Here is a 21,763-nt window from a genome sequence, read left to right as displayed (position 1 = left end):
CGCCGTTGGCCTTTCTAGAATAGCTGTTCACATTGTCCTGCCATCGAGCTGCTCATGCCTGGCTTACGTCGTTTTCCCTTACCGTTGATCGCTGCTTTTTTCGCGTTGTACGTGATTTGGGGATCAACCTATCTGGCGATCCGCATCGGTGTGGAGTACTGGCCGCCGTTGTTGCTCGCCGGAATCCGTTTTGTGGTCGCCGGGACGCTGATGTATGCCTTCCTGCGCTGGCGCGGCGCGCCGGCTCCGACCTGGGCACAGTGGAAAGCGGCCGGCATGATCGGGATCTTGCTGCTCGCTGGCGGTAACGGCGGAGTCACTGTGGCCGAGCACATGGGGGTGGCCTCCGGTGTGGCAGCCTTGGCGATTGCGACGGTGCCGTTGTTTACCTTGTTGTGCGGATATTTCTGGGGCGCGCGTAATACCCGTCTCGAATGGGCCGGGATTGTGCTCGGGCTGATCGGCATTGCCATGTTGAATCTCGGTTCGAACCTGCAATCGAGCCCGCTGGGGGCGACGTTGCTGGTGCTCGCAGCAGCTTCCTGGGCGTTCGGTTCGGTCTGGAGCAAACACTTGCCGTTGCCCGAGGGGGCGATGGCCAGTGCGGTGGAAATGCTGGTCGGTGGCGTGGTGCTGTTGATCGGCAGTGCATTGAGCGGCGAGCATCTGCAAGCCATGCCGGCGATCGAAGGGTGGGCGGCCTTGGCGTATCTGACGTTCTTCGGCTCGATTATCGCGTTCAACGCTTATATGTATCTGTTGAAAAACGTGCGTCCGGCGGCGGCGACCAGCTATGCCTACGTCAACCCGGCGGTGGCGGTGTTGTTGGGCATCGTGTTTGTCGGCGAGACTATCGGCATCGAAGAAGGGCTGGCGATGCTGGTGATCATCAGCGCCGTGGTGTTGATCGGTTTGCCGCAGTGGCGCCGGGTGCCTGAGCAGCCGGCCGTAGTCGCGCCGACAGAATCCCGTGTGAATTAGGGTAAACTGCGCGCCATTGCATCTTGTTTTGCACACTTGTTTTGAAAAACCCGCGCTGAATTTTCCTACGGTACTCCCATGACTTTCGCCACCCTTGGCCTGATCGAACCCTTGCTGCGCTCTCTCGAGACGCTCGGCTACCAGACTCCGACGCCGGTTCAGGCGCAAGCCATTCCGGCGGTGCTGGCCGGTCGCGACCTGATGGCCGCCGCCCAGACGGGCACCGGCAAGACCGCCGGTTTCGCGCTGCCGCTCCTGCAATTGCTGGCCATGGAAGGGCCGAAAGTCACCGCCAACTCGGTACGCGCACTGATTCTGGTGCCGACCCGCGAGCTGGCGGAACAGGTTCACGAAGCCGTGCGTCAGTACGCCGAGAACCTGCCGCTGAGCACTTACGCGGTATACGGCGGCGTCAGCATCAACCCGCAAATGATGAAACTGCGCAAAGGCGTCGACCTGCTGGTGGCCACGCCGGGCCGCTTGCTCGACCTGTTCCGTCAGAACGCGCTCAAGTTCAATCAGCTGCAAACCCTGGTGCTGGACGAAGCCGATCGCATGCTCGATCTGGGCTTTTCCGAAGAACTGGGCAACATCTACAAGGCGCTGCCGAAGAAACGTCAGACGCTGTTGTTCTCCGCAACGTTCTCGGATGCGATCCGCACCTTGGCCGGGCAGATGCTAAACGATCCGCTGAGCATCGAAGTCAGCCCGCGTAACGTAGCCGCCAACACGGTTAAACAGTGGGTTGTGACGGTCGACAAGAAGCGCAAGCCGGAACTGTTCGTTCACTTGCTGCGCAAAGGCAAGTGGAAGCAAGTGCTGGTGTTCGCCAAGACCCGCAACGGTGTCGACGCGCTGGTGGAAAAACTCCAGGGCCTGGGTATCAATGCCGACGGCATCCACGGTGACAAGCCTCAGGCCACGCGTCAGCGCGCGCTGGACCGTTTCAAGGCCAGCGAAGTGCAGATCCTGGTTGCTACGGACGTCGCGGCCCGTGGTCTGGACATCGAGGACTTGCCGTTGGTGGTCAACTTTGACCTGCCGATCGTGGCCGAGGACTACATCCACCGCATCGGTCGTACCGGCCGTGCGGGTAACACCGGGCAGGCGATTTCGCTGGTGTGCGCCGATGAAGTGAATCTGCTGTCGGCCATCGAGACGTTGACCCGTCAGACATTGCCTCGGCAAATGGAGCACGACTTCGAACCTGAGCACCGCGTGCCGGATACCGATGCCAGCGGACAGGTAGTCAAGAAACCGAAAAAGCCGAAGAAGCCCAAGACCTCTAGTGGCGGCGGCAAGCGCAACCTGGGCAAGTGGGTTGAGAGCGGGGACGCTTCGGCGCCAGAGCCTTCGATCAAGCCTGTGCGCAAAGTGCCGGTGTTCAACACTGGGCCGCGTAAGCGTAAGCCTTAAATAGCGGCGGCGTCTGTCAGGACGCCATCGCGAGCAGGCTCGCTCCCACAGGGGATTTGTGAACGATACAGATCCAGTGTGGGAGCGAGCCTGCTCGCGATGGGTGCGCCTCGGTCTTCAGCCTTGGCGCTTCAGCCACTCCACCACACCCATCCCCGCCGCACGCCCACTGGCGAAGCACGCGGTCAAAAGATAGCCGCCCGTCGGCGCTTCCCAGTCCAGCATCTCTCCCGCACAGAACACGCCAGGCAATGGCTTGAGCATCAAACGTTCATCCATCGACTCGAACAGCACACCACCCGCGCTGCTGATGGCTTCGTCCAGGGGGCGGGTTTTAACCAGCGTCAGTGGCAGTGCCTTGATTGCTTTGGCCAGCAACGCCGGGTCGGTGAAGCAGTCGGCCGGCGTCAGTTCACGCAGCAACGCGGCTTTGACCCCATCAAGGCCCAGCTGACTGTGCAGGTGTTTGGACATCGAACGTGAACCGCGTGGTTTGCTCAGTGCTGTCTGTACTTTATCCACAGGCTTGCCCGGCAGCAGGTCCAGATGAATGGTCGCGCAACCGTTGAGGTTGATGGCTTCGCGGATTGGTGCCGACAGGGCATAGATCAGGCTGCCTTCAATCCCGGTGGCCGTGATCACACATTCACCGAGCCTTGGCACGTCGTCATTGAGGCCGATGGCGATGTTTTTCAGCGGTGCGCCGGCAAATTTACTGACCATTAATTCGCTCCAGGCCTTCACCTCGAAACCGCAATTGCTCGGTTGCAACGGCGCCAGGCCTACGCCGCATTGCTCCAGCGGCAGCATCCATGCGCCATCCGAACCCAGGCGCGACCAACTGCCGCCGCCGAGGGCGAGCAGGGTGGCGTCAGCCTTAACGGTTTTTTCTCCCTCTGGGCTGTCGATTCGCAATCCACCGTTGTCGTCCCAGCCGAGCCAGCGGTGGCGGGTGTGGATAATTACGCCGGCGTCTCGCAGGCGTTTGAGCCAGGCGCGCAGCAGGGGCGCGGCTTTCATATCGGTTGGAAACACCCTGCCTGAGCTGCCGACAAAGGTTTCGATGCCCAGGTCATGAATCCATTGGCACAGCGCCTCAGCCCCAAAGGATCGCAGCAGCGGTGCAATCTGCGGGGCGCGCTCGGCGTAGCGCGAGAGAAACGCCGGGTAGGCCTCGGAATGGGTGATGTTCATGCCGCCGACCCCGGCCAGCAGGAATTTGCGGCCCACCGAAGGCATGCCGTCGTACAGGTCAACCTTGACCCCGGCCTTACTCAACACTTCAGCCGCCATCAGGCCGGCAGGGCCGCCGCCGATGATGGCGACGTGAGGGGAGAGGGCGGTGGAGGATTGGGTCATGGAATGCGCTGCGGTTTGGCGGGATAAGCGGGGCATTCTACCAGCCTGATCCCTTGTGGGAGCGAGCCTGCTCGCGAAAGCGGTGGCACATTCAACACTGATGCAAGCAGACCCACCGCAATCGCGAGCAGGCTCGCTCCCACAGGGGATTTGTTGTGTGCTCAAGATGTGGTTAAAAAACAACCATCGCTGTGTAGCCTATACGCTGCATGGGCTGTAGGCCCTTTCGCTCAGGTTATCCACAGGCAGTTCCACAGGCATTGTGGGTAAAGACCCACGGTTCAATGACAACCTGATGACTGCCAGACCCGCTGCGCGCTGTGATGCAGGATGCCATGTCGTCGCGCCAGGGCCTTGCGGTCCTTGCTATAGCCGCCGCCAATTACCCCAACCACCGGGATATCCCGGCCCAGGCAATGGCGCATCACGCTTTCATCACGCGCCGCCACGCCTTCGTCCGTCAGCTTCAAATAACCCAGGGCGTCGTCCTTGTGTACATCGACCCCGGCGTCATACAACACCAGATCCGGTTGATAGAGCGGCAGCAAATAGTTGAGCGCATCGTCGACCACTTTCAGGTAGTCGGCATCGCCCATGCCCTTGGGCAACGGAATGTCCCAGTCACTTTCTGCTTTGCGTGCAGGAAAATTCTTTTCGCAGTGCAGGGAAACCGTCACTGCGTCCGGGGTGTTGTGCAGGATTCGTGCAGTCCCGTCGCCCTGATGCACGTCACAATCGAAGATCAGCACCCGATTCACCCGGCCACTTTCCAGCAGGTAATGGCTGATCACCGCCAGGTCATTGAAGATGCAAAAGCCGGCCGGGTAGTCGTAATGCGCGTGATGCGTGCCACCGGCCAAGTGACAGGCCAGTCCGTGCTCCAGCGCTTGTTCGGCCGCCAGCAACGAACCTCCGACCGCGCGCACCGTGCGCCGGGCCAAAGCTTCGCTCCAGGGCAGGCCCAAGCGCCGTTGGTCTTCACGGGACAACTCGCCACTCATGTAACGTTCGATATACGCAGCATCATGGGCGAGGGCGAGAATCTGCGCAGGGCAGAGTTCCGGGCGCAGCAGGTCGGCGTCCCGGGTCAGGCCGCTGTCCACCAGGTGATCGCGCAGCAGGCGAAACTTGTCCATGGGGAAGCGGTGATCCGCCGGGAACTCGGGGCTGTAGTCTTCGTGATAAATCAGCGGCAGCGGCATGATGATTTCATGTAGGAATGAGAGAAGGATCCTACCAGCGATGTAGACTTGCAGCATGGAAACGGGGGAACGCGATGGAGCCAATACTGGAACTCGAAAGCGCGCGACTGCTGTTGCGGCAGTGGCGCGATGACGATCTGCCGGAGTTTGCGGCGATGTGTGCCGATCCTCAGGTGATGCGCTATTTCCCGGCGCCGTTGAGTCGGCTGGAAACTGCCTCGCTGATCGGGCGCGTACGCGGGCATTTTGCCGAGCATGGTTTCGGCCTGTGGGCCCTGCAACGCAAGGACACCAGCCAGTTCATCGGCTTTACAGGGCTGGGTGTAGTGGGTTTCGACGCGCCATTCACTCCCGCGACCGAAATCGGCTGGCGCCTGGCTCGCGAACATTGGGGCCTGGGCTACGCCAGTGAAGCGGCGTGGACCGCGCTGCGGTGTGGGTTTGACCGGTTGGCGCTGAAAGAAATCGTGTCCTTTACCACGCAAACCAACACGCCTTCCGAGAAAGTCATGCAGGCCATCGGCATGCACCATGATTCAGCCGATGACTTCGAGCATCCCAGGCTCGCGGCCGATCATCCCCTGCGCCACCATGTGCTCTATCGCATCACCCGTGAACAATGGCTGCAAACCTTGCATGGATAAGCCGACGCGGACGTTTACAATGGCTCCCATATTATTGGCCCGGGCCAGAAATTGAATCGCCCGTCGCAGCCAAGACTGCGCGGCAATGTTTTGCGTGAGGAGAGTCTGAATGAGCCAAGTGTTGGATGATCTGGTCGATTTACTGACCCTGGAACCGATCGAAGAAAACCTGTTCCGTGGCCGTAGTCAGGACCTGGGTTTTCGCCAGTTGTTCGGCGGTCAGGTGATCGGTCAGTCGCTGTCGGCAGCCAGTCAGACGGTTGAAGAAGCGCGGCATGTGCATTCCATGCACGGCTATTTTCTGCGGCCGGGCGATTCCGCGTTGCCCGTGGTGTATCAGGTGGACCGGGTGCGCGACGGTGGCAGTTTCAGCACGCGCCGGGTGACGGCGATCCAGAAAGGCAATCCGATTTTCACTTGCAGCGCCTCCTTCCAGTACGACGAAAAAGGCTTCGAGCACCAGGCCGAGATGCCGGTTGTGGTCGGCCCGGAAAACCTGCCCTCGGAACTGGAACTCACCCAGCAACGGGCGCACCTGATTCCCGAGCACATGCGCGAAAAACTGCTGTGCCCGAAACCGATCGAATTTCGCCCGGTGACCGAGAAAGATCCCTACAACCCGCTGCCGTCCGACCCGATCAAGTACGCCTGGTTTCGCGCAGACGGTGCCTTGGCCGACTCGCCGGCACTACACAAATATTTGCTGGCCTATGCGTCGGATTTCGGTCTGCTGGTCACCTCGATGCAGCCCCATGGCAAAACGGTCTGGCACAAAGATATGCAAGTCGCCAGCCTCGATCACGCGCTGTGGTTCCATCAGGATCTGCGTGCCGATGACTGGTTGCTCTACGCGATGGACAGCCCGTGGGCCGGTAATTCCCGTGGCTTTAACCGTGGCAGCGTGTTCAACCGCGCCGGGCAACTGGTGGCGTCGGTCACGCAGGAAGGCCTGATTCGCCATCGCAAGGATTGGGCATGAGCCTGGCCGAGGTGCGTCACTGGGTGTTCGACATGGACGGCACCCTGACGGTGGCCGTGCATGACTTCGCGGCGATTCGCGTGGCATTGGCGATCCCGGCTGAAGACGACATCCTGACGCACCTTGCGGCATTGCCGGCCGATGAAGCGGCGGCTAAACATGCGTGGCTTCTGGAGCACGAACGGGATCTGGCGATGGGTTCGAAACCGGCGCCGGGGGCAGTTGAGCTGGTGCGGGAGTTGGCCGGGCGTGGCTATCGCCTGGGCATTCTCACGCGCAATGCCCGGGAACTGGCGCACGTCACGCTGGAGGCCATCGGCCTGGCCGACTGTTTCGCAGTGGAGGATGTGCTGGGGCGTGACGAAGCACCGCCTAAACCGCATCCCGGTGGCTTGCTGAAACTGGCCGAAGCCTGGAAGGTGCCTGCGAGCGAGATGGTGATGGTCGGTGATTACCGGTTTGATCTGGATTGCGGGCGAGCGGCGGGGGCGCGGACGGTGTTGGTGAATTTGCCGGATAACCCGTGGCCGGAGCTGACAGATTGGCATGCGGCGGATTGTGTGGCGTTGCGGGAAATGCTGTTGGCTTGAGGGCTCCATCGTCGGAACGCCGCCCGGAGCAAGCCCGCTCCCACATGGGTTCTCTACGGAATACAAAATTTGAGTCCACTAGAGATCCACTGTGGGAGATTCTATGTTGCAGGGGAACCCTGCACCCCCAAACTCACTGCCCAAACAACACCTTCTGCCCCTCCGGCGACGTAAACATCCCATCCCCGTTATGCCCAACTCCCGGCACGTCGACCAGTTGCTGGTTTACCCCGCGAGGATTGCGGCGCAGCAAATAATCGAAATAATTGTGCCCGCGAGCCAGGCGGTTGGCGCCCTGAGCTTGCGCCTCGCACCCCTTGTCCAGCGCCGGATGCTGCGGGTCGATGTCTTGCTTCCCGAGCAGATACGTCACGTCACGCGTGACGTAATTGCCTTCAATCTGCGGCGCCGTTTGCCCACTGGCATAGAGGGGTAAATCCGTCAGGCCATATTTCCATCGGTTAAAGCCGGGGCATTTCGCGTGATCGAATGCCATGGGCCGGCGCTCATCGAAATAGGCATACGAGGAAGGGTTGGCGACCACATAGCGGATTTTCACCCCGGCAGCGGTGAGCGCCGGTTGGTCGTGAGCCAGCAATGCATAACGTTGAACCACCTGGGCACCACCGGAATGACCGGCAATGACGATTTGTTTCACGTCCGGAAATTGTTTCCGGTCGCTGACCCTCTGGATGATCTGATCCAGTGCTCCATAGGAACTCAGCGCAAACGGGGCGGTGGATAAGCCGCCGGCCATCCAGTCATTGCCCTGCCAGCGCAGCACGGTGTCAGCCACGGGATGCAGGGCTACATCGGTTTCGTTGAGAAATTGTGGGGCGATCACCAGCGTGGTTTGGCTTTGTCCTGCCAGTTCAGCCGCCTGCTCGGCGCTCTGGCGGTAGGTTTCAGCATTGCGTAAACGGCCGTGGATGATGATCAGCACACGTTCGATTTTCTCGGGCGTCGGGCCGATGCCCACCGCCATTTCGCCTTCTTTGAGCAACAGCCGGCCGGGGCTGAGTTCTTTCACCCCATGCTCGGCAGCTTGGGTACTTGCGCAGGTAAACAGTACAGCTAACAGCCACTTATTCATTTACAGGTTTTTCGCCGCAAAGGTATCGCACTGGCCCACCTGGCCTTGTGCAAATCCGGTTTTGAACCAGCGCATTCTTTGCGCTGACGTGCCATGGGTAAACGAGTCCGGTACCACTCGGCCCTGACCTTGCTGCTGCAAGCGGTCGTCGCCGATGGCGTTGGCGGCGTTCAAGGCTTCTTCGATATCGCCGGGTTCCAGCCAGTTCAGACGCTGTTGCGCATGATTGGCCCAGACCCCGGCCAGGCAATCGGCCTGCAATTCCTGACGCACGAGTAAACCGCCATCGCCTTCCATTTGCCGGCCTTGCGCGCGGGCAGTCTGAATTTTCGCTGAAACGCCGAGCAAGGTCTGAACGTGGTGTCCGACTTCGTGAGCGATCACGTAGGCCTGAGCGAAGTCGCCGGCGGCGGCAAAGCGTTGCGACATTTCCTGGAAGAACGCCATGTCCAGGTAGACCTTCTGGTCGGCCGGGCAATAGAACGGACCGGTTGCCGATGTCGCCAGACCACAGGCGGAATTGACGCGATTGCTGAACAGCACGAGGGTCGGGTCTTTATATTGCCGACCTGCCTGCTGGAAAATCTGACCCCAGGTGTCTTCGGTATCGCCAAGGATAGAACGCACGAATTCGGCGCCTTCGTCATTGGCCGGCGGCGCCTTGCGGGTTTGGTTGGTGGCCGGTGCCGATTGCTCGCTCATTTGCCCGGTGAGTTGTCCGAGGATCTGCAGCGGGTCCTGCCCGGTGATCCAGCCGATGCCGACAATCAGAATAATCGCGGTCAGGCTCAAGCCCTTGCCGCCACCGAAACGCATCCCACCGCCACCACCGCCGACATCATCACCACGGGCATCGACCACGTTGTCGCTGCGTCGGCCTTTTTTCCATAGCATGTGGGAATCCTCTGATTGTCCGTGGAGATGAGTGTTGCTGGTGCGGTGGAACGACGCCAGTCCGGTCGTCCGGGATTCTGTGTGTGCCCCTGTAGGAACATGGATAGCCCGTCGAATTCCTTAAGGCGACGGGTTTTTATGGAATGGGTTAATGGCCACTACTTATCGACCGTTGAGTTCCAGATTTCGCGTTATCCGGTTCATCTTCTAGAATCAGGCAAATTGTGTGTGGAATCTCCCATGGCCGGCAGTCAGATCGAACGTGTTTTCAGCGTGCTGGAAAGTCTTACCAGTGACCCTCGGGGTCTGCCGATGCAGACGTTGGCAGAGCAACTGGACATCCCTAAAAGCGCGACCCATCGCTTGCTTGCCGAGCTGATCCGCTTGGGTTACGTGCGGCAGAATCCGGATAACCTGCGCTATCACCTGTCGACCAAACTGGTGGCGATGGGGTTTCGTTATCTGGCGGGCAGTGGTGCGGATATCGTGCAGCCGGTGCTGGATCGCCTGGCGGAGGAAACCGGTGAACTGGTGCGCCTGGGCGTCATTGAAGGCGAGCGGCAGATCTGGATCGCCAAGTCTCAAGGCGCGCGGTCCGGCCTGCGATACGACCCGGACATGGGCCGCGATGCGCCGTTGTTCTATACCGCGTCGGGCCACGCGTGGCTGGCGTGCATGAGCGATGCCGAAGCGTTGTCGCTGGTAGAGCGTCAGGGCGATGAGCGGCCGAAGGACCTGGGGCCGAATGCGCCACGTTCCAATATTGAACTGCTGGAGCGTCTGCGTCTGGCGCGCGAACAGGGTTACGCCTGGGTTGAAGAGAGTTCGGCGGTGGGCACCTCGGCCATTGCTGCCGTGGTGCGACACCCGAGCGAAGGGCGGGTAATCGGGGTGTTGAGCATAGCCGGACCCAGTGCGCGCATGCCCGGGGCGCGGCTGCATGAATTGGCACCGCTGTTGTTGGCGTTTGCCCAAGAGTTGTCGGCAGCGAGCCTTGCTTCAGAGTTGTTCAGTTAACTCGGACATACCCCCACTCCAATGTGAACTCTGTTCATCGGAAAACCGTGCGTTGTTCGAACACTTTCGGCTTATGCTTGTATAGGAATCTGGAACCAGGTTCTAAATTATTGGAATTCGCCAGGCACAAGGGAACCCATATGACCGTCAGCACCCCGCTCTCCGGCGTAAATCGCCCCTTCAAAGGGATTTTGCTGATCGTTCTTGCCACCTTCCTATTTTCCAGCCATGACGCGATATCGAAATACCTCTTGGGCTTTTACCCGATGGTCATGATCGTTTGGGCGCGTTATGTGGTTCACACCTTGTTGATGGCCGGGATTTTTCTGCCGCAATCCGGATTGGGCGTGCTGCGTACCAAGCGGCCTTTGCTGCAGACAATGAGAGCGCTGTGTCTGTTGGGCACCAGTCTGTTTTTCACCACTGGTTTGCAATACATCCCGTTGGCCGAAGCCACGGCGGTCAACTTTCTTGCGCCGGTGCTGGTCACTGCGTTGTCGGTGCCGTTGCTGGGTGAGCACGTCACCCGTGGCCAGTGGATCGCGGTGATTTGTGGGTTTATCGGCGTATTGATCATCGTCCACCCAGGCGGTGATCTGTTCACGCCTGCGGTGCTGTTGCCGTTCTGCTCGGCGCTGTTTTTCTGCTTCTATCAATTGCTCACCCGCAAGCTCAGCAACATCGACAGCCCGACTACCAGTAACTTCTTCGCCGGCCTGTGCAACACCTTGGTGATGTGTGTGCTGGTGCCGTTCTTCTGGCAAATGCCAACCTTTGGGCACGGCTTGCTGATGGTGGCCTTGGGGGCTTGCGGGATGACGGCTCACTTGTTTCTGACTCAGGCGTTCCGCTACGCCGCGCCTGCGCTGCTGGCACCCTTCGGCTATTGCCAGATTGTGTTTGCCGGTCTGCTGGGCTGGCTGCTGTTTTCCCACACGCCGACCCTGACCACCGTGGTCGGGATCGCGGTGATTTGCTGCAGCGGTTTGGCGGCAGCGTGGCAGCAGAGTCGTCGATAAACTGCCAAACGAACTGTGGGAGCGAGCCTGTTCGCGAAGGCGTCAGGTCAGTCAACGCCGATGTTGAATGACAGTACGCTTTCGCGAGCAGGCTCGCTCCCACAGGGATTGTGGTGACCTTTCTTTATTCGGTAACGGCAGGAATCTTGCGCGGTGCCATGAAGTACATCCAGATCAGGGCAATGAAGTACATCGCCGGGATCAGGGTGAACAGCACGGTGTAGTTGTTGTTGGTGACGGTCAGAATGTGGCCGACCAACTGCGTCATGAACATCCCGCCGATGGCTGCGCACATGCCGCCAAAACCAAATACCGTACTCATCATGTGTTTAGGCGTGTAGTCCATCACCAGGCTCCAGATATTCGCGGTCCAGGCCTGGTGCGCGCCGATGGCCAGGGAGATGGCGGCCACCGCGACCCACAGACTGCTCGAACCGGCCGCCATGACCACGCCGATGATGCAGCAGGCGAACAGGAACATGGACATCAATCGCGCCTTGATCGGGTTGACCCCGCGGCCGATCAGGAACGAGGAGAGGATCCCGCCACCGACACTGCCGAAGTCTGCCGTCAGGTAGATGATGATCAGCGGAATACCCATCTGGGTCACGTTGATCCCCAGGTTGTATTGCTGATTGAGGAACGGCGGCAGCCAATACAGGTAGAACCAGAACACCGGTGCAGTCATCGAGTAGGCGAGGGCGAAGGCCCAGGTGCCGCGCATGCGCAGGATTTTCGAGAACGGCACGCGGGCCTGTTCCGGCTCGACTTCTTTCTGGATGTAGTCCAGTTCCGATTGTTTGACGCTCGGGTGATCTTCCGGGTTGAAATACTTCAAGCCCCAGAACAGCAACCAGATCGCGCCCAGTGCCGCCATGCACAGGAACGCAGCTTGCCAGCCCCAGACCTGAAGGATCAGCGGCAACAGCATCGGGGTGAACATCGCACCGACGTTGGTGCCGGCATTGAAGATGCCGGTGGCCACGGCGCGTTCGCCGGCCGGGAACCACAGGCGCGTGGTCTTCACGCAGGCGGGGTAGTTGGCGGCTTCCGTCAGGCCGAGGATGAATCGGCAGACCATAAAGCCGACGGCCGAAGTGGCCAGGCCGTGGGCGCCGGTGGCGATACTCCAGAGCAGCACGGCGCAGAAGAACACGCGCTTGACGCCGACCCGGTCGATCAACCGGCCTTGCAGCACGAAACCGATGGCGTAGCCGACCTGGAACCAGAAGTTGATGTTGGCGTAGTCCATCGCCGTCCAGCTCATTTCCTTGGCGAGGATGGGCTGCATGACGCCCAGGGCGGCACGGTCGATGTAGTTCAGTGTCGTTGCGAAAAACACCAGCGCCAGCATGCCCCAACGGGTTTTGCCGACTGCCATGGCGCCGCGGATCTTGTCGCCGATGCTGTCGTTGGCAGGAGTCATGGAGGAGTGCTCCACGGGAGAACTTTGAGAAGGAGTCATGTAGTCCACCGATTCTTTTTATGTGGTGTTCCGGGTCTTTGGTAACCGGGCCCGAGGTTCATGATCGGGCTCAATGTGAGTAAATGTTGCGGAGTGGACAAAAAATCGTCAATTCGCCAAAGGCCATTCTGTTCGATAATCGCACGCAAAACTAACCGGATAGTACACTTTGCATTGCTGTGCGATTCCGCCAGGCCAATAATTCCCCCTCGTTAAACGCGATCCTTGTAGCAGCTGGCGAAGCCTGCGTCCGGCTGCGAAGCAGTCGTAAACCCTGTGCACGCGGTTTACCTGTATGACCGCGTCGCCTGAATTCACGACTGCTTCGCAGCCGGACGCAGGCTTCGCCAGCTGCTACATAAAGCGTGCGATATCGATAACAAGATTGTCTCCACCACCGGGAGTCGAAATATGCAGCGTTCCATTGCCACCGTTTCCTTGAGCGGTACCCTGCCGGAAAAACTCGAAGCCATTGCAGCCGCCGGTTTTGACGGGGTGGAGATTTTCGAGAATGACCTTCTCTACTACGACGGTAGCCCACGGGAGGTCAAACAGATGTGCGCCGATCTCGGGATCGCGATCACACTGTTTCAACCGTTCCGCGACTTCGAAGGTTGCCGCCGTGACCGACTGCCGCGCAATCTGGAACGGGCCGAGCGCAAGTTCGACTTGATGCAGGAACTGGGCACCGACCTGGTGTTAGTGTGCAGTAACGCGTCCGCCGATTCTGTCGGCGATGAGCAAATCCTCGTCGACGACTTGCGCCTGCTGGCCGAACGCGCGGGCGCGCGTGGTCTGCGGATCGGTTACGAAGCCCTGGCTTGGGGCCGGCATGTGAACACTTATCAACAGGTGTGGAACATCGTCCGTCAGGCCGATCACCCGAACCTCGGCGTGTTGCTCGACAGCTTTCACACCCTGTCTCTCAAGGGCGATCCGAGTGCCATCGCCGAGATTCCTGGCGACAAGATTTTCTTCGTGCAAATGGCCGACGCGCCGATCCTGGCCATGGACGTTCTGGAGTGGAGCCGGCATTTTCGCTGCTTTCCGGGTCAGGGCGAATTCGATTTGCCGGGGTTCCTCGCACCGATCATCAAGAGCGGCTACACCGGGCCGCTGTCGCTGGAAATCTTCAACGACGGTTTCCGCGCCGCGCCCCCTCGGGCCAATGCCGCTGACGGTTTGCGTTCGTTGCTGTACCTCGAAGAGAAAACCCGCGAGCGTCTGGCGCAAGAAGCCAAACCTGCCGGCCACCCGGAAATTTTGTTCGAGACACCGAAAGCCAGCGAATACAACGGCGTCGAGTTTCTGGAATTCGCCGTGGACGAAAGCCTCGGCGCCAAGCTCTCCCATTGGCTGGAGCGCCTGGGTTTCGTCAAGGCCGGGCAACATCGCTCCAAGAGCGTAAGCCTGCTGCGCCAGGGCGATATCAACCTGATCCTCAACTCTGAGCCTTACTCGTTCGCCCACAGCTTTTTCGAAGCGCATGGTCCGTCGCTGTGCGCCACCGCCGTGCGAGTCAAAGACAGTGCGAGCGCGCTGGCACGGGCCGTGGCTTACAAAGGTCAGCCGTATCGCGGACTGGTTGGCCCCAATGAATTGGAATTGGCGGCGGTACGTGCACCGGATGGCAGCCTGATTTATCTGGTGGACCAGGACGCTGACGTCTACGGCACCGACTTCAATCTGGACCCAGCCGCCGTGTCCAGTGGCGGCCTCAAGCGTATCGACCACATGGCCATGGCATTGCCAGCCGACAGCCTCGACAGTTGGGTGCTGTTCTACAAGAGCTTGCTGGATTTCGAAGCCGATGACGAAGTGGTGTTGCCCGACCCGTACGGCCTGGTAAAAAGTCGCGCGCTACGCAGCCGTGATAGTTCGATCCGCTTGCCGTTGAACATTTCCGAGAACCGCAACACCGCAATCTCACATGCGCTGTCGAGTTATCGCGGTTCTGGTGTGCATCACATCGCGTTTGATTGTGATGACATCTTTGCCCAAGTCAGCCGGGCGAAAGAGGCGGGCGTGCCGTTGCTGGATATCCCGCTCAATTACTACGATGACCTCGCCGCGCGCTTCGACTTCGATGACGAATTCCTCAGCGAACTGGCCTATTACAACGTTCTGTACGACCGCGATGCCCAGGGCGGCGAGCTGTTTCATGTGTACACCGAGCCGTTCGAAGGGCGGTTCTTCTTTGAAATCATTCAGCGCAAGAACGGCTATGCTGGTTACGGCGCGGCCAACGTCGCGGTTCGACTGGCGGCGATGGCCAAATCCCGCAGCGGGGCCATTCGTCAGGCCAAGTTGTAGGAAAATCGTAAGCGTCGATCACAAACCGCTGCCGCACGGCTTCCTTCGCTGTGCGGCGCGGCCCATAATCGCCAGCCTGTGCAGTGATGGCCGTGAGCCCGCAATGACAATGACTTCTGAACGCTCCGCAGTGCCCGGCGAACCCCTCGTCGAGCCTCGCAAAAGCCGCAAAAACAATCCGGAAAAGACCCGCGAGAACATCCTTCAAGAGGCGATTGTCGAGTTCGTCCAGCAGGGACTTTCCGGGGCTCGCGTCGATGCAATCGCCGAGCGCATCCACACCTCAAAACGCATGATCTATTACTACTTCGGCAGTAAAGAGCAGCTGTACGTTGAAGTGCTGGAAAAGCTCTACGGAGACATTCGCAGCACCGAAAACCGTCTGCTCCTGACCGAGCTGGCGCCGGTCGAGGCGATTCGTCGTCTGGTTGAGTTCACGTTCGACCACCATGATCGCAATGTCGATTTCGTGCGCATCGTCAGCATCGAGAACATTCACAACGCTGAATTCGTGAAGCGCTCCGATGCGATCAAGGCGATGAACAATACGCTCCTCGATTCACTGGGCGAGATTTTGCGTCGCGGTGCCGAGGAGGGCGTATTCCGAAGCGGACTTGATGCGCTGGATGTGCATCTGTTGATCAGTTCGTTCTGCTTCTATCGCGTGTCGAACCGTCATACCTTCGGTGAGATTTTTCAGATCGACTTGCCGGATGAAGCCATCAAGCAGCGTCATCGGGCGATGATTTGCGAGTCGGTGTTGCGCTACCTGCAGGCTTGATATGCAGTGAGGGGATTGCCCCCTCACTGCATCCACTCAGCCATTCATGCTCTGGAAATGCGCGAGCATTCGCTGCGCATCCGGCACCACGCCGCTGATCAATTCAAACGCCTTCACCGCCTGAAACACCGCCATGTTGCCGCCATCCAGGGTGCGGCAACCAAGGGCGCGAGCATTGCGCAACAATTCGGTTTCCAGCGGGAAGTAAACGATCTCCGCCACCCACAACTCGGGGCGAAGCAACTCCACCGGCACCGGCATTCCCGGCAGTTTTTTCATGCCCATGGGCGTGGTATTCACTAAACCATCCGCTTGGGCCATGGTGCTTGGCAACTCATGCCCGGACACCGCTCGGCCGGCGCCAAAATGCTGATTGAGGTTGTCCGCCAGGGCCTGCGCCCGGCTGATTTCCACGTCGAAAATACTCAGCAGTTGTACGCCTTCGCTCAATAGCGCGTGGGCCACTGCCGCGCCTGCGCCTCCGGCACCCATTTGTACGACATGCTCACGGGCAGCGTCCTTCAAGCCCCGGCGAAAACCTTCGGCAAAACCCAGGCAATCGGTGTTGTGGCCGATGCGTTTGCCGTCTTTCAACACCACGGTATTCACCGCGCCGATGCCGCGCGCTTCAGGCGACAGTTCGTCGAGCAACGGGATGATCGCCTGCTTGCACGGGAAGGTGATGTTCAGCCCGGTGAAACTCATGCGCTCGGCCGCCATCAGCAGGTCGGGCAGGGCACTGCTATCGAGCTGCAACTGATCCAGGTCGATCAAGCGATAGAGGTAACGCATGCCCTGCGCGTCGCCTTCGTGCTCGTGCATCGCGGGTGTGCGGGACGCCTGAATGCCGGCGCCGATCAGCCCGGCCAATACGGTGTTGTGCTGAGTCATCGCGTTCACCTCTTCAATTGCAGACTGAAATGCTCAAGCGCCAGGCGATAGCCGAGGCTGCCGAAGCCGGCCAGCACGGCGGTGGCGATGGCCGAGACGAACGAGTGATGCCGGAAAGGCTCACGAGCGTGGACGTTCGACAGGTGAACTTCGATCACGGGCAGTTCGCTGGCGACGAGGGCGTCGCGGATCGCCACCGAGGTGTGAGTCCACGCGGCCGGATTGATCACAATCCCGGCGCAACGACCGCGAGCGGCGTGAATCCAGTCGAGCAACTCACCTTCGTGGTTAGTCTGGCGAAACTCCACGGCCAGGCCGAATTCTTCAGCGGCACGTCCGCACAGCGCAGAGATGTCTGCCAGGGTTTCGTGACCATAAGTCGCCGGTTCACGGGTGCCGAGCAGGTTCAGGTTCGGGCCGTTGAGCACCAGAACGATAGGGGGCATCGAGGGTCTCTCCACTTATTGTTTTTGGAATCGGCTGTCGTTTCAGCCTGTGGAGATAAATTGTACTAGCTAGTTAGTTTGGTCAATTGAAGAGATGTTTCGGCCGTGATTTGTGGGCGGTGATCGGACAGTTTCGGCGTTTATCGGGGCAGATGCTCAATCAGGAAATCGATAAAGGCGCGCAACTTCAGGGGCACATGGCGGCTTTGCGGATACAGCAACGTGAACGGTCGTGAACGTCCGTTGTACGGCTTCAACACCTCCACCAGCGAGCCATCGGCCAGTTCGTTTTCGACGATAAACCGGTACGTCTGAAACAGTCCTGCCCCGTGTTTGGCCAGGGTCACGCCGCCGAGCACATCGTCGGAGCAGCTGAGATTGCCCTCGGCGAGAATCTCCCGCGGTGTGCCGTTGTCATTGAACAACCAGGCAATTCGCCGGCCGCTGCTGGGCAGTTCGTATTGAATGCATTCGTGTTGCGCCAGGTCGTCCAGGGTTTGTGGAACGCCCGCTCGCATTAGGTAATCGGGACTGGCGATCAGCACCAACGCAGCGTCCTCCAGATGTCGGGCGATCAAGCCTGAGTCCGGAATTGCTCGTACGCGGATGGCCATGTCATAGCCCTCGCCAACGAAATCGATATTGCGATTGCTGATGTGCGACTCGACCTTTACCTCGGGAAAGCGCGCCCGAAACGCCGGTAGCAACGGCAAGATCCGGTGGTGTGCATACGTCGTGGGGATACTGATCCGCAACGTGCCGGACGGTTGTTGCTGCTGGCCCATGACCTCGCGTTGCGCCTCGACCAGTTGTGCCAATGCCTGACGACATTCTTCGTAATACCGGCGGCCACTGTCGGTCAACTTCACGCTACGGGTGGTGCGCGCGAACAGCCGCACGCCCAGGCGTTCTTCCATGCGCGATACCGAACGGCTGACGGCGGCCGGCGTCACACCCGCCACCAGCGCGGCAGCGGTAAAGCTCCCGGCCTCGGCCGCCAGGCAAAACAGTTCGATGCTGCCCAGCTGAAGATCATCGAAGACTCGCTGCATGATTGATTACACCGGGGATCAAATGAGGGACTCAATGGCGTCACTTTAGATGAAATCGTCGTGGCAGTACTCAACAGAAGCGGCGGCTTTTTGCAGGTGTGGTGAAAGGATTGCTTACTATTTGGCGCGGTAATCGGGCAGTCAAAAAGTGCTCAAGCGCTAGTCTGAAAGTCGGATTGATCATCAAACGGATCAGCACCTGTCATCGGGTTCTTCAAGGAAAGGAGAATCTTTGTACTCTATAACCTAACGGATGGGTTAGCATGAATGTATGTCGCTACAAGGGCTTTTCATTGGTCGTCATGCTGCGCGATGAACATTGCCCGCCTCATGTTCACGTTGATGCCCGAACGTGGAGCGCACGCTTCAAATTCAGTTTCTGGCACAACGGCGTGGAGCTGTGGGATGTCGTCCCTCATTCGCAGCGCCCCCCTTCAGCGGTGTTGGAGGGATTGCGTCAGGCGCTGCGGCAACCGGCGCATTTACGGCGAGCACGTGGCATCTGGTGGAGCAAATTGCGCACAGCTTGCCTTGATAATCAGTTGTGGGATTGGGAGGGCAATGAAGTGGTGGTGATGAAACGTATTGCCAGCACGACCTACCTGATTGGCTCGGCCAGTTACGAAGCCGAAGCGAACAAAACGTTGTTGGCCCTGTTGGGGGCTGTGGAGGGAGTGGAAATCGAATTATGAAAACCATACAGGCGAGCATTCAGGCGGATCGCCCCGTCACGGAAGAATCACTGGATCAGGCGATTCAGCGAGGCGAATTGAGTCGCCGTAGCGGTTTGAATGCCACAGCAGTGACATGGTCAGGACATTGCCTGGTCATCGGCTTTGAGGACGGCAGTGGCGTCCTGCTACCGGCGAAGAACTACCCGGAGTTTGATGGCTTTGACGATGGGGACTTCGTTGATTTGAAGGTCGGTTTTTCGGGAACCGCGCTCTGCCATGAAGGCAGGGATTTACAGGTGTCCATCGCTGGATTGATTTCAGCGAGCAAGCCACTGATGGACATGGCGTCTTCAGTCATCGCCGCGCGCAATGGTCGTCAGAGCAGTGTTGCCAAGGCCGAGGCTGCGCGGGCCAATGGCAAAAAGGGCGGGCGCCCGCGCAAGGCGGATTCGGCTCTTTGATTCGCCCACAAAAAAGCCGTCGTCATGACGGCTGATTTGTACAGGCAACTGCAATCAACGGCGGGTCAACAACACCCCGGATTCCATGTGATGCGTCCACGGGAACTGGTCAAACATCGCGCACTGAGTGATGCGATGCGTGTCATGCAGCTGGGCGATGTTCGCCGCCAGCGTTTCCGGGTTGCAGGAGATGTAGAGGATGTTGTCGAAGCGTCGGGTCAACTCGCAGGTGTCCGGGTCCATGCCGGCACGGGGCGGGTCGACGAATACGCTACCGAACTCGTAGCTCTTGAGGTCGATGCCGTGCAGGCGACGGAACGGGCGGACCTCGTTCAGCGCTTCGGTCAGCTCTTCAGCGGACAGACGCACCAACGTAACGTTATCCACGGCGTTTTCGCTGAGGTTGCTCAGGGCTGCGTTGACCGAGGTCTTGCTGATTTCGGTGGCCAGCACTTTGCGTACGCGAGTGGCGAGCGGCAGGGTGAAGTTGCCGTTGCCGCAGTACAACTCCAGCAAATCGTCGCTGCGATCGCCCAATGCCTCGTAAGCCCAGTTGAGCATCTTCTGGTTCACGGTGCCGTTGGGCTGGGTGAACGCGCCTTCCGGCTGGCGATAGCTGAAAGTGCGGCCGCCGACATCGAGCCTCTCGACTACATAGTCGTGACCGATTACTTCGCGTTTGCCTTTCGAGCGACCGATGATACTGACGTTCAGGTCAGCAGCCAGTTTCGTGGCGGCTGCATGCCAATGCTCGTCCAGCGGGCGGTGATAGCACAGGGTGATCATCGCATCGCCGGCCAGGGTGGTCAGGAACTCCACCTGAAACAGCTTGTGGCTCAGCGCCGCACTGGCTTTCCATGCCGCTTTGAGCTGTGGCATCAACTGATTGATGCGCACGCTGGCGATTGGAAATTCTTCGATCAGGATCGGCGTACGTTTGTCTTCCTGGGAAAACATCGCGTAGTGCCGCTCACCGGCTTCACGCCACAGGCGGAATTCGGCGCGCAGGCGAAAGTTTTGCAGCGGTGAGTCGAACACCACAGTTTCTGGCGCATCGAACGGGGCCAGCAGGTCACGCAGGCGCGTGACCTTTTCTTCGAGCTGAACGGCGTAGGCCTGGGAATCAAAAGTCATGCGTTGAACCAACCCAGCTTGATCACGAACAGAATCGACAGAATCACCAGCGCCGGGTTCAGGTCACGGGTACGCCCGGACAGCAGCTTGATCGCGGTCCAGGAAATGAAACCGAAGGCGATGCCGTTGGCGATGGAATATGTAAACGGCATGGCCAGCGCGGTGATCACGACCGGTGCGGCAACGGTGATGTCGTCCCATTCTATTTCGGCCAGGCCGGAGGTCATCAGTACGGCGACGAACAACAGGGCCGGTGCCGTGGCGAATGCCGGAACGCTGGAGGCCAATGGCGAGAAGAACAGCGCCAGCAGGAACAGAAGCGCCACCACAACGGCGGTCAGGCCGGTGCGGCCACCGGCACTCACGCCAGCTGCGGATTCGATATAGCTCGTAGTGGTCGAGGTGCCCAACAGCGAGCCGGCCATGGCCGCGGTACTGTCGGCGACCAGCGCGCGACCCATTTTCGGCATGTGGCCGTCCTTATCCATCAGGCCGGCGCGCTTGGCGACGCCGATCAGGGTGCCGGAGTTGTCGAACAGGTCAACAAACAGGAAGGCGAAAATCACGCTGATCAGACCGATGTCGAGTGCACCTTTGATGTCCAGTTGCAAGAAGGTCGGGGCCAGGGAGGGCGGCATCGACATCACGCCGCCGAACGGGGTGAAGCCCATCACGATCGAAATGATGGTCACCACCAGAATGCCGATCAGCACCGCTCCGCGCACTTTCAGCGCTTCGAGGGCAACAATCAGGGCAAAACCCAGGGTTGCGAGAATCGGCGCCGGTTGTTTCAGGTCACCGAGGCCGACCATGGTCGCCGGGTTGCTGACTACGATGCCGGCGTTGTGCAGGGCGATCAGCGCCAGGAACAGGCCGATACCGGCCGCAATCGCCGAGCGCAGCGGCAAGGGGATGCTGTAGATGATCCATTCGCGGATGCGGAAGATCGACAGCAGGAAGAAGCACACCGCCGAGATGAACACCGCGCCCAGCGCCACTTGCCAGGTATGGCCCATGTGCAGGACCACGGTGTAGGAGAAGAAGGCGTTGAGGCCCATGCCCGGCGCCAGCGCGATCGGGTAGTTGGCGATCAGGCCCATCATTGTGGAGCCAAAGGCCGCGGCCAGACAGGTGGCCACGAACACCGCGCCCTTGTCCATGCCGGTCTCGCCGATGATGCTCGGGTTGACGAACAGAATGTAGGCCATGGCCAAGAAAGTCGTGACGCCCGCCAGAATCTCGGTCCGCACGTTGGTGTTGTGTGCTCTGAGTTGAAACAGCCTTTCCAGCATGTCCGCTCCCCGTGGCGCGCCCGGCGCCGTGAATGTATCGACCTCAACAGCAAAGCACAG

The 21,763-nt window shown here is 59.6% G+C and carries 21 protein-coding genes; 11 read left to right on the top strand and 10 right to left on the bottom strand.

Going from position 1 to position 21,763, the window contains the following annotated elements:
* Positions 1–54 precede the first annotated feature (54 nt).
* Complete coding sequence (gene yedA, locus PMI22_RS11865; RefSeq protein ID WP_007946625.1) at positions 55–981, top strand: drug/metabolite exporter YedA; 927 nt, start codon at positions 55–57, stop codon at positions 979–981.
* 78 nt (positions 982–1,059) lie between these two features.
* Positions 1,060–2,397 carry a DEAD/DEAH box helicase gene (locus PMI22_RS11870; RefSeq protein WP_007946624.1) on the top strand — a complete coding sequence of 446 codons (1,338 nt, stop codon included), beginning with the start codon at positions 1,060–1,062 and terminating at the stop codon, positions 2,395–2,397.
* A 117-nt stretch (positions 2,398–2,514) separates the two neighbouring features.
* Here PMI22_RS11870 and PMI22_RS11875 read toward each other — a convergent pair whose 3' ends face one another.
* The gene (locus PMI22_RS11875; RefSeq protein WP_085984707.1) at positions 2,515–3,756 is read right to left on the bottom strand and encodes a TIGR03862 family flavoprotein; all 1,242 of its coding nucleotides are present in this window, start codon (positions 3,754–3,756) and stop codon (positions 2,515–2,517) included.
* Positions 3,757–4,037: 281 nt separating this feature from the next.
* Entirely contained in the window at positions 4,038–4,958 is a 921-nt protein-coding gene (locus tag PMI22_RS11880) for a histone deacetylase family protein (protein ID WP_033049344.1), read from the bottom strand.
* 74 nt (positions 4,959–5,032) lie between these two features.
* On the opposite strand from PMI22_RS11880, the gene PMI22_RS11885 reads away from it, so the two are divergent.
* The 3 genes from PMI22_RS11885 to PMI22_RS11895 all read left to right on the top strand — a co-directional run bounded on the left by PMI22_RS11885 (position 5,033) and on the right by PMI22_RS11895 (position 7,171).
* Positions 5,033–5,602 carry a GNAT family N-acetyltransferase gene (locus PMI22_RS11885; protein ID WP_007946618.1) on the top strand — a complete coding sequence of 190 codons (570 nt, stop codon included), beginning with the start codon at positions 5,033–5,035 and terminating at the stop codon, positions 5,600–5,602.
* A gap of 109 nt (positions 5,603–5,711) precedes the next feature.
* The gene (gene tesB, locus PMI22_RS11890) at positions 5,712–6,581 is read left to right on the top strand and encodes an acyl-CoA thioesterase II (RefSeq protein WP_007946617.1); all 870 of its coding nucleotides are present in this window, start codon (positions 5,712–5,714) and stop codon (positions 6,579–6,581) included.
* Positions 6,578–7,171: an HAD family hydrolase gene (locus tag PMI22_RS11895; RefSeq protein WP_007946616.1), complete on the top strand. Its 594-nt coding sequence runs from the start codon at positions 6,578–6,580 to the stop codon at positions 7,169–7,171. The genes tesB and PMI22_RS11895 overlap by 4 nt, the downstream gene beginning before the upstream one ends.
* Before the next feature lie 133 nt (positions 7,172–7,304).
* Here the strand turns inward: PMI22_RS11895 and PMI22_RS11900 are convergent, their stop codons facing one another.
* Entirely contained in the window at positions 7,305–8,264 is a 960-nt protein-coding gene (locus PMI22_RS11900; RefSeq protein ID WP_007946615.1) for a hypothetical protein, read from the bottom strand.
* Positions 8,265–9,158 carry a KPN_02809 family neutral zinc metallopeptidase gene (ypfJ, locus tag PMI22_RS11905; protein ID WP_007946613.1) on the bottom strand — a complete coding sequence of 298 codons (894 nt, stop codon included), beginning with the start codon at positions 9,156–9,158 and terminating at the stop codon, positions 8,265–8,267. It lies immediately after the preceding gene.
* A 240-nt stretch (positions 9,159–9,398) separates the two neighbouring features.
* On the opposite strand from ypfJ, the gene PMI22_RS11910 reads away from it, so the two are divergent.
* Entirely contained in the window at positions 9,399–10,175 is a 777-nt protein-coding gene (locus PMI22_RS11910; protein WP_007946612.1) for an IclR family transcriptional regulator, read from the top strand.
* A gap of 140 nt (positions 10,176–10,315) precedes the next feature.
* On the top strand, positions 10,316–11,194 hold the full coding sequence (locus tag PMI22_RS11915) for a DMT family transporter (protein WP_007946610.1): 879 nt from the start codon (positions 10,316–10,318) through the stop codon (positions 11,192–11,194).
* A 124-nt stretch (positions 11,195–11,318) separates the two neighbouring features.
* Here the strand turns inward: PMI22_RS11915 and PMI22_RS11920 are convergent, their stop codons facing one another.
* Positions 11,319–12,620 (bottom strand): MFS transporter, encoded by a 1,302-nt coding sequence (locus PMI22_RS11920; RefSeq protein ID WP_007946609.1) that lies wholly within the window; start codon positions 12,618–12,620, stop codon positions 11,319–11,321.
* A 450-nt stretch (positions 12,621–13,070) separates the two neighbouring features.
* On the opposite strand from PMI22_RS11920, the gene quiC reads away from it, so the two are divergent.
* Both quiC and PMI22_RS11930 read left to right on the top strand, forming a co-directional pair.
* Positions 13,071–14,972 (top strand): 3-dehydroshikimate dehydratase QuiC, encoded by a 1,902-nt coding sequence (quiC, locus tag PMI22_RS11925; RefSeq protein WP_007946608.1) that lies wholly within the window; start codon positions 13,071–13,073, stop codon positions 14,970–14,972.
* Positions 14,973–15,075: 103 nt separating this feature from the next.
* Positions 15,076–15,753 carry a TetR family transcriptional regulator gene (locus PMI22_RS11930; protein ID WP_007946607.1) on the top strand — a complete coding sequence of 226 codons (678 nt, stop codon included), beginning with the start codon at positions 15,076–15,078 and terminating at the stop codon, positions 15,751–15,753.
* A 36-nt stretch (positions 15,754–15,789) separates the two neighbouring features.
* On the opposite strand, the gene PMI22_RS11935 is transcribed toward PMI22_RS11930, so the two are convergent.
* The 3 genes from PMI22_RS11935 to PMI22_RS11945 all read right to left on the bottom strand — a co-directional run bounded on the left by PMI22_RS11935 (position 15,790) and on the right by PMI22_RS11945 (position 18,142).
* The gene (locus PMI22_RS11935) at positions 15,790–16,644 is read right to left on the bottom strand and encodes a shikimate dehydrogenase (protein WP_007946606.1); all 855 of its coding nucleotides are present in this window, start codon (positions 16,642–16,644) and stop codon (positions 15,790–15,792) included.
* A gap of 5 nt (positions 16,645–16,649) precedes the next feature.
* Positions 16,650–17,090, bottom strand: coding sequence for a type II 3-dehydroquinate dehydratase (gene aroQ, locus PMI22_RS11940; RefSeq protein ID WP_007946605.1), 441 nt, complete (start codon positions 17,088–17,090; stop codon positions 16,650–16,652).
* 140 nt (positions 17,091–17,230) lie between these two features.
* Positions 17,231–18,142, bottom strand: coding sequence for a LysR family transcriptional regulator (locus PMI22_RS11945; RefSeq protein ID WP_007946604.1), 912 nt, complete (start codon positions 18,140–18,142; stop codon positions 17,231–17,233).
* 263 nt (positions 18,143–18,405) lie between these two features.
* Between PMI22_RS11945 and PMI22_RS11950 the strand changes: the two genes are divergently transcribed.
* Both PMI22_RS11950 and PMI22_RS11955 read left to right on the top strand, forming a co-directional pair.
* The gene (locus PMI22_RS11950) at positions 18,406–18,834 is read left to right on the top strand and encodes a hypothetical protein (protein WP_007946603.1); all 429 of its coding nucleotides are present in this window, start codon (positions 18,406–18,408) and stop codon (positions 18,832–18,834) included.
* The gene (locus tag PMI22_RS11955; RefSeq protein WP_007946602.1) at positions 18,831–19,277 is read left to right on the top strand and encodes a DUF2442 domain-containing protein; all 447 of its coding nucleotides are present in this window, start codon (positions 18,831–18,833) and stop codon (positions 19,275–19,277) included. The genes PMI22_RS11950 and PMI22_RS11955 overlap by 4 nt, the downstream gene beginning before the upstream one ends.
* Positions 19,278–19,331: 54 nt before the next feature.
* Here the strand turns inward: PMI22_RS11955 and trmA are convergent, their stop codons facing one another.
* Together trmA and PMI22_RS11965 are read right to left on the bottom strand one after the other, a co-directional pair.
* Complete coding sequence (trmA, locus tag PMI22_RS11960) at positions 19,332–20,411, bottom strand: tRNA (uridine(54)-C5)-methyltransferase TrmA (protein WP_007946600.1); 1,080 nt, start codon at positions 20,409–20,411, stop codon at positions 19,332–19,334.
* Positions 20,408–21,703: an NCS2 family permease gene (locus PMI22_RS11965; RefSeq protein ID WP_007946599.1), complete on the bottom strand. Its 1,296-nt coding sequence runs from the start codon at positions 21,701–21,703 to the stop codon at positions 20,408–20,410. Before PMI22_RS11965 ends, trmA begins: the two co-directional genes overlap by 4 nt.
* Positions 21,704–21,763: the final 60 nt, after the last annotated feature.

The sequence above is a fragment of the Pseudomonas sp. GM21 genome, assembly GCF_000282215.1.
GTDB lineage: Bacteria > Pseudomonadota > Gammaproteobacteria > Pseudomonadales > Pseudomonadaceae > Aquipseudomonas.
The sequence above is the reverse complement of the archived record's forward strand: the minus strand, read 5'-3'. Positions and strand labels throughout refer to the sequence as shown.